This is a genomic window from Syntrophales bacterium, from assembly GCA_030655775.1.
Classification (GTDB): Bacteria; Desulfobacterota; Syntrophia; order Syntrophales; family JADFWA01; genus JAUSPI01.
Window position 1 is genome coordinate 1 of the sequence record JAUSPI010000009.1, and the last position, 6,519, is coordinate 6,519.

General features: G+C 42.9%; 6 protein-coding genes and 1 tRNA gene. All 7 read right to left on the bottom strand.

Annotated features, from left to right (window positions below; genetic code table 11):
- On the bottom strand, nt 1-891 hold an 891-nt coding region (locus Q7J27_00290), incomplete at its 3' end, for a PAS domain S-box protein (protein MDO9527580.1).
- Complete coding sequence (locus Q7J27_00295) at nt 884-2,044, bottom strand: response regulator (GenBank protein MDO9527581.1); 1,161 nt, start codon at nt 2,042-2,044, stop codon at nt 884-886. The genes Q7J27_00290 and Q7J27_00295, both read right to left, overlap by 8 nt.
- Before the next feature lie 49 nt (nt 2,045-2,093).
- The gene (locus Q7J27_00300) at nt 2,094-2,462 is read right to left on the bottom strand and encodes a response regulator (GenBank protein ID MDO9527582.1); all 369 of its coding nucleotides are present in this window, start codon (nt 2,460-2,462) and stop codon (nt 2,094-2,096) included.
- A 164-nt stretch (nt 2,463-2,626) separates the two neighbouring features.
- Nucleotides 2,627-4,183: a HAMP domain-containing sensor histidine kinase gene (locus Q7J27_00305; protein ID MDO9527583.1), complete on the bottom strand. Its 1,557-nt coding sequence runs from the start codon at nt 4,181-4,183 to the stop codon at nt 2,627-2,629.
- Between the two features lie 2 nt (nt 4,184-4,185).
- Nucleotides 4,186-4,938 carry a hypothetical protein gene (locus Q7J27_00310; protein ID MDO9527584.1) on the bottom strand — a complete coding sequence of 251 codons (753 nt, stop codon included), beginning with the start codon at nt 4,936-4,938 and terminating at the stop codon, nt 4,186-4,188.
- 575 nt (nt 4,939-5,513) lie between these two features.
- A tRNA-Pro gene (locus tag Q7J27_00315) sits at nt 5,514-5,590 on the bottom strand.
- Nucleotides 5,591-5,730: 140 nt separating this feature from the next.
- On the bottom strand, nt 5,731-6,300 hold the full coding sequence (locus tag Q7J27_00320) for a helix-hairpin-helix domain-containing protein (GenBank protein MDO9527585.1): 570 nt from the start codon (nt 6,298-6,300) through the stop codon (nt 5,731-5,733).
- Nucleotides 6,301-6,519: the final 219 nt, after the last annotated feature.

The window sequence follows — 6,519 nt, forward strand, 5'->3', positions numbered from 1 at the left end:
GCCGATGACCTCCTCGGCTTTATAACCAATAAGATGCTCGAAGGCATGGTTAAACTTGGTAATCCTAAGCTGTGGGTCCCAGACGATGATAGGAGCACTTGCATAGTTTATCAGGTTCTCCAGGTAGTCGCTGGTCTCCCGGAGCTCCTCCTCTACCCGTTTGATGGTAGTGATATCTTTTGAAACCACAGTAATAGATACTGTTTTCCCCTCTGAGTTTTTAACAGGACTTAGCGTTCGGATGAAATATCTGTTGTCTTTGTGGTGTTTATGTTCATGTTGAACAGAGTTGCCGGTTTCGAATACCTCGTTTACTTTCTCTGCAAACTCTTTGGTGTCATCTTCGGAATGGAGCTCGCCGTATTTTCTGTCTATGGCGTTATCTGTTGTAAGGCCAAGCCTTGACAGATGTTTCTTGTTAATGAAAAGATACCTGCAATTTCTATCTACTAAGTATATGGAATCTTCGGCAGACTCCACCAGAGATCGATATTTTTCCTCACTCTGAGACAGCCTCCTCTCTACATCTTTTTTGTAAAGGGCAACTTCAATGGTTGCCGCTATTTCCTTTTCTTGAAAGGGTTTTACAATATACCCGTAAGGCTCCACATCCTTTGCCTTATTTACAAACTTTTCACCTGCATAGGCGGTAAGGAATATAACCGGAATATCCAGTTCCGCTTTAATTATCTCAGAGGCATCAATACCGTCTAAGCTTCCCGGCATAACAATATCCATCAGGACTATATCGGGTCTGGTGCGTCTTGCCATCTCCACAGCTTCCTGACCGGAAGAGGCGCAGCCTACTACTTCGTATCCCAAGAGTTCCAGGCGTTCCTCCAATTGTGTAGTTATGGAGGGCTCATCGTCTACTACCAGCACTCTATACATAATTTAATTCCTCTGGTAAGATTTTAAATTCTATAATAAATTCTGTGCCCTTGTCTCTTTTAAGTTGTAGTTTCCCATGTAGTTGTTTCTGGACTATATTTCTGACCAACTTTAGACCCAGGGTGTTGGTTTTATAAATGTCAACCTCCTCCGGGATAGAGGTGCCGTTATCTTTGATTCTTGCACAAATCTTATCCTGGTCTGACCTGTGTATGGAAATCTCGACTGTCCCTTCATCGTCTTTCCCGAAGGCATATTTGAAGGCATTGGAGATCAGTTCGTTCAAGACAAGGGCGAAGGGAATAGCCTGGGTTATGGAAAGGTAAATGTCAGGGATTTCAACAATACAGGTAATCTTTTCCCCCCCTGCATAGACTTCTGACAGATATTTCACCAGGTCCCGGACATGGCTTCCCATATCTATTTTGTCGAATCTTTTACTCGCGTAGAGCTGTGAATGGATAATGGCCATTGTCTGGATCTTGGCCCTGGCATCTGTAAGCAGAGAAATTGCCTTCCGATCCTGTGTCCTTATGCTGGTCAAATCAAGCAGGCTGGAGATGACCTGTAGGTTGTTTTTTACCCGGTGATGGATTTCGCTTAGAAGCGCCTCTTTTTCTTGAAGGGACGCTTGGACTTGCTCCTCTGCCTGTTTCCGCCCGGCAAGCTCCCTTTCCAGATCCAGCATCTTTTTTTCAAGCTTGTTGACAAGACGCTCGCTGTAAAGCTTAAGAACGTCTTCCTTCTCTTCTAAAACCGACTTCTGGGGTCTTATCTTGCCCTTCTCCACATTTCTGATTACGTTCCGTAAGACCTTTATGAACTCGTCCGGTTCAACGGGCTTTCGAATAAACCTGTCCGCTCCCATTTGTAAGGCCAGTTCCTCATCTTTTTCATCTGTATAAGTTGCTGTATGAAAAATAAACGGAATATCCTTGAGTCCATCGTCTGTTTTGCACTTACAGCAAAACTGAAACCCATCCATTACGGGCATGAGGATATCGGAGATTATCATGTCAGGCGGGGATTTCCTTGCCATGTTCAGAGCCTCTTCCCCGTTGGTGGCGGCTTCAATTGTATACCTTTCCGACTCAAGGGTTTTTCTAAGGATTATCCTTGAATCTTCATTGTCATCAACTATTAAGATTTTCATCCCGTTATATCTCCTTTCCTGTTACGAGGGGTCGTCCCTTCGTCTATCTTCACTCGTCCCCAATTATCTCCCTTATCTGATTCATAATAGTAACAGGGTCAATGGGTTTTTCCAGATACCCGTTGCATCCCGCTTCAATCAGCCTTCTGCTGTCCCCGCTCATTGCATAGGACGTGATGGCAATGACAGGAATTTCACCATCTATCTCTGATTTGCGTATCTCTTTGAGCACCTCCAGGCCATCTATGTCAGGGAGCTGGATGTCAAGAAGGATAAAATCCGGCTTTTCTTTCAGCGCAAGCTCGATACCCCTTTTGCCGTTTTCAGCCCTGATAGTGCCGTAGCCGTTTTTCTCCAGGATAAATGTGATAAGCTTCATATTGTCTGCATTGTCTTCTATTACAAGCGCTCTTTTCATGATAGCCTCCCACTATTAAATGCCTAAAGTTTTAAATGCCTAAATTGCCTAAAGTTGTGGTATGCCTTTGGCGTTGCAGTTTTGAAAAAAGATAAGTTTGTTTCGGCCACTCAATCTACATCCAAAAGAGATAGTGTCCTTTAATTTTAGGCACTTTAGGCATTTTAGCTCATTTTAGGCATTCCTTCAATTGTCTTCGGTATTCTAAGCATGAATGTACTCCCCTCTCCATACTTGCTTTCAGCAGACACCGACCCCTTGAGCTGCTCTGTTGCGATTTTCTTTGTAAGGTACAGCCCTAATCCTGTGCCTGGGGTTCCGATCTTTAAATCTGAATCCAGTCTGACAAAAGATTCAAAGAGGCGGGGCACATCTTCCTCCTTTATGCCTATTCCCGTGTCTTTCACCGCGATTTCCATCATTCCATCAATCTCACGGGCTGTGACCTCAATCTTTCCCTTTTTAGTGAATTTGACGGCATTGCTCAAAAAATTGAGGATGCACTGAAGGAGTCTTTTTCTGTCAGTTTTCAATTGCAGGTTCGGAGGCAAGCGGATTTCAAGACCAAGCCCTTTGTTGTCTATCTCCGGCTTGAGGCTTGATATGGCCTCTTTGATTATTCCGTCCAGGTCGAATTCTGCCACATGAACTTCAAACTTCCCGGCCTCAATCTTTGAAATATCAATTACGTCGTTAATGAGTGCAAGGAGGTGTTTTGCCGAACCATAGACCCTCTGGAGCTGGTCTCTCTGCTCCCCTGTAATCTCGCCGGTCATACCCTGGAGAATGATTCCGGTAAATCCGATGATGGAGTTCAGCGGGGTGCGAAGTTCGTGGGACATGGAGGCGATGAACATGGATTTAAGGTGGTCTAATTCCTGCAGGCGCTCGTTTGCATTCTTGAGTTCTGCGGTTTTTTCTTCCAGCTCGTTAGTTCGTTCTTTTACCATAACTTCCAGGTGATCGCGGCGTGTGTTTAATTCTTCTCCTTGTTTCCGAACCAGCTCAAGATTTTCCTTTATTGTCAATCTCATTGATTCTGCATCCGATGCCAGTTGTCCGATCTCATCCTTTCTTTCGGAATGAATTGATCTGTCCAGATTTCCCGAAGCAATAGTACGAATACCTTCGGCAATGTATCTGACAGGAAGTGTTACACTCTTTCTTATGCTGAATAAAAGTACTGAAACCAATGAAATATTTAGGATTAAGATTGCTATAATCATTCTGACGGTCGTATCATAAAGCTTTTCCTGCATAAATTCGGGTGTAAGGTAAACTTCTACAGTTCCTAATTTTTCATCATTTTTTGAAATCTCCTTTTCTTTTACGTAATACTCTCCCGAAATCTCTTTGCTGGTTTTGATAATATTCAAATTATTATCTCTCATTTCGCCATATAAGATTCCCGATTCGTCTCTGATAAGAACAGCATGAACCTGCTTTTCAATCATCGCGGAGGACATTACATCCTTAACTGCTTCTGTATCCAAATACCACAGAGGCAATGACAGGCTTTTCGATTGTTGATTTACAATGTACTCAGCCAAATTTTCAAAATCCTTGTTCATATCAGTGCTGGTTACAAAATACTCATAAAAAGCAAATCCTGCAAAAATGACGGTAACTGTGAGGATGATGATCAGGGTTATTGTTGCCTGAATACTGTTTCGCAGAGATTTATTGCGTAAGGCTTTTGGTGCCATGTCTTCCTTTCCCATTCTTATTTCTCCGCCATAGCTTTATATTTTTCAATGAGCCTTTCCTTTTTCATTTCCTTCAGAACAGCTGAAAGTTTTGGAACAAGTTCCTTGTGCTTTTTATGTAGAAATGCATGAGCGGAAATTGTTTCCATAACGCCGACAATATGTATATTGGAATTCTTAAACTCATCGGCTTTCAAAGCGTCCTTTATTGTCCATTCAATGTCCACATATATATCGGTTCTTCCCGCAGTTAATCTTTTCAGGCCATGGGTCCAGTGATTAATCATCGTCAGATTTTCCTTTTTTACGATACCGGGCAAATTTTGATGAGTCTTCATCTGTCCTCGTCTGTAGTCAACTTTGTAATCGGTATCTCTGAGGCTTTCCCATCCGTTTAGTTTTATATCCGGAGCAGTGGCGTATGCACAAAACCTGTTCGAAAAAGGAGACTCTTCGACTCTGATGAGATTGGGATGCACGATGTTGTAGTCATAGACTCTCCATAATTCGCCGTCCACCTTCCCCGAATCTGACAAAAGTATGCATCGTTTCGGAGAAGTATACTTATACACAAATTCCATATTCAGCCTTCTAAAGGCCTCGGTGTAGATCATATTCAGCCACTTTGCTAAAAAATTATCCGGCTTTCTCGGGAGCACCAGAGTTATCTTCTCTCCAGTCAAAGCTGAAGATTTAGATCCTGACGAATCCGCAGAACTCAGACCTGAAAGTAAAACAAGAAGAACACTGATGATAGCAAATAAATTCATATTTTTTGCATTCCAAATCTCCTTCAATCAAAAATTGAATATAACCTTTTTCAATGCACTCCCGCGCAAAGTAAGACATCCCCTTTGGGTAGCCCATAATTCAGCAGGGCTGTCTGCAGATAGAGTCGCACGGTTTCTTGCCCTCCTTAGATTCTTTGGAGTTTGGGCGTAAGCCTTTTATAAAACGCTGCCGCGTAAACTCCATTAATAGGGAGCCTGCCGATTAACGCCTTGGCGCCGCCGTTCTAATTCCGTATACGATACTCGCCGGTTGAAATTTTCAGTGTAACTTTACTCTGGTTGAGGTTGCGATCATGAGAGGTTCTGTCGAGAAGAGAGGCTGTAGATTCTGAATGTAGACAAGTTGTATTACAACAGGCTTTGGAGTGGCGAGGATTCAGATGCTTGAGTTGATAGTTGTTTAGTAATAAGTTATGATTGAAATGTTAAATAGATGTTGTATGATTTTTCGGTATCCGGCCGGATATTGTTTTTTAAGATTTCGATTCCTTATCGGGAAGCCCCGCCCTGTGGGCGGGGAGCTTCACTCAAAACAGTTAACCCCTTGAAATTACTGGTCGGGGCGAGAGGATTTGAACCTCCGACCCTCTGAACCCCATTCAGATACGCTACCAGACTGCGCCACGCCCCGACATATTTATTTTTCCTTAGTTATCATCGTAAAATTTTTATGTCAATCCTTATGTCTTTCCATAATGGTGAATCGCTTAGACAGCCGAGACGGCTGTCCTACGGGATGGGGAGGACAGTCTTTATTTTCAATGTCTATCTTTATGTCTTTCCATTTACTGTGAGATACCTTTTAATTTTTCTAAACCTCTCATTGTTCATGCCACGTATCTTTAAAAGGTCGTCGATACAATAAATCCCTCCGGCCTTTTCCCTCAGGTCAACTATTGCCTGTGCCGTCTTCTTTCCTATTCCGGGAATGAGCGACAGGTCATATACCGTTGCGCTGTTTATAGCGATCGGTATATCCAGAGTAATCCTTTTGGCAGCATCGATCGTCCCTGTTTTTACCTGATCTGACTCTATGATAACCTTCTCACCGCCGCTGAGGACGACAGAAAGAACTTTTTTGTCAAATTTTTTTGTGCCTGCAATCCCTGCGATTCCTAAAAGATGGGAGACCGTTGTCTCCGGGGGGACGAAATAAATTCCATTCTGGTCTGTATCACCGGCTAATTCAACAACTACGGTTCCTGCCTTCTTTTCAGAATATGGTGGAGATATTGCCTGAAAAGGCCGTAAGTCGTGAAGGAAAAATCTGCCAAAATAAAAAAAAGTCGCTATCAAAACGACTGTAATCGCTCCACTGATCTGCCCTTTTGTTATGTGCATGGTCAATTATTAGAGTCTTTATTCTCAACAACTGCGTTTTTTGCGCGGATGTTGGTACCAGTTCAAACAGCAAGATTTAGTTAAGAGTGTAAAGTGAACTAAAGTGAGCTAAAGTGCCTAAAGTTAAAGAATGCGCTTTCAGCGCAGCCTGTTTCTAATTTGACCGCGCCGAAGGCGTGTACATTAACTTTAGCTCACTTTAGGCACTTCAAACTTTAG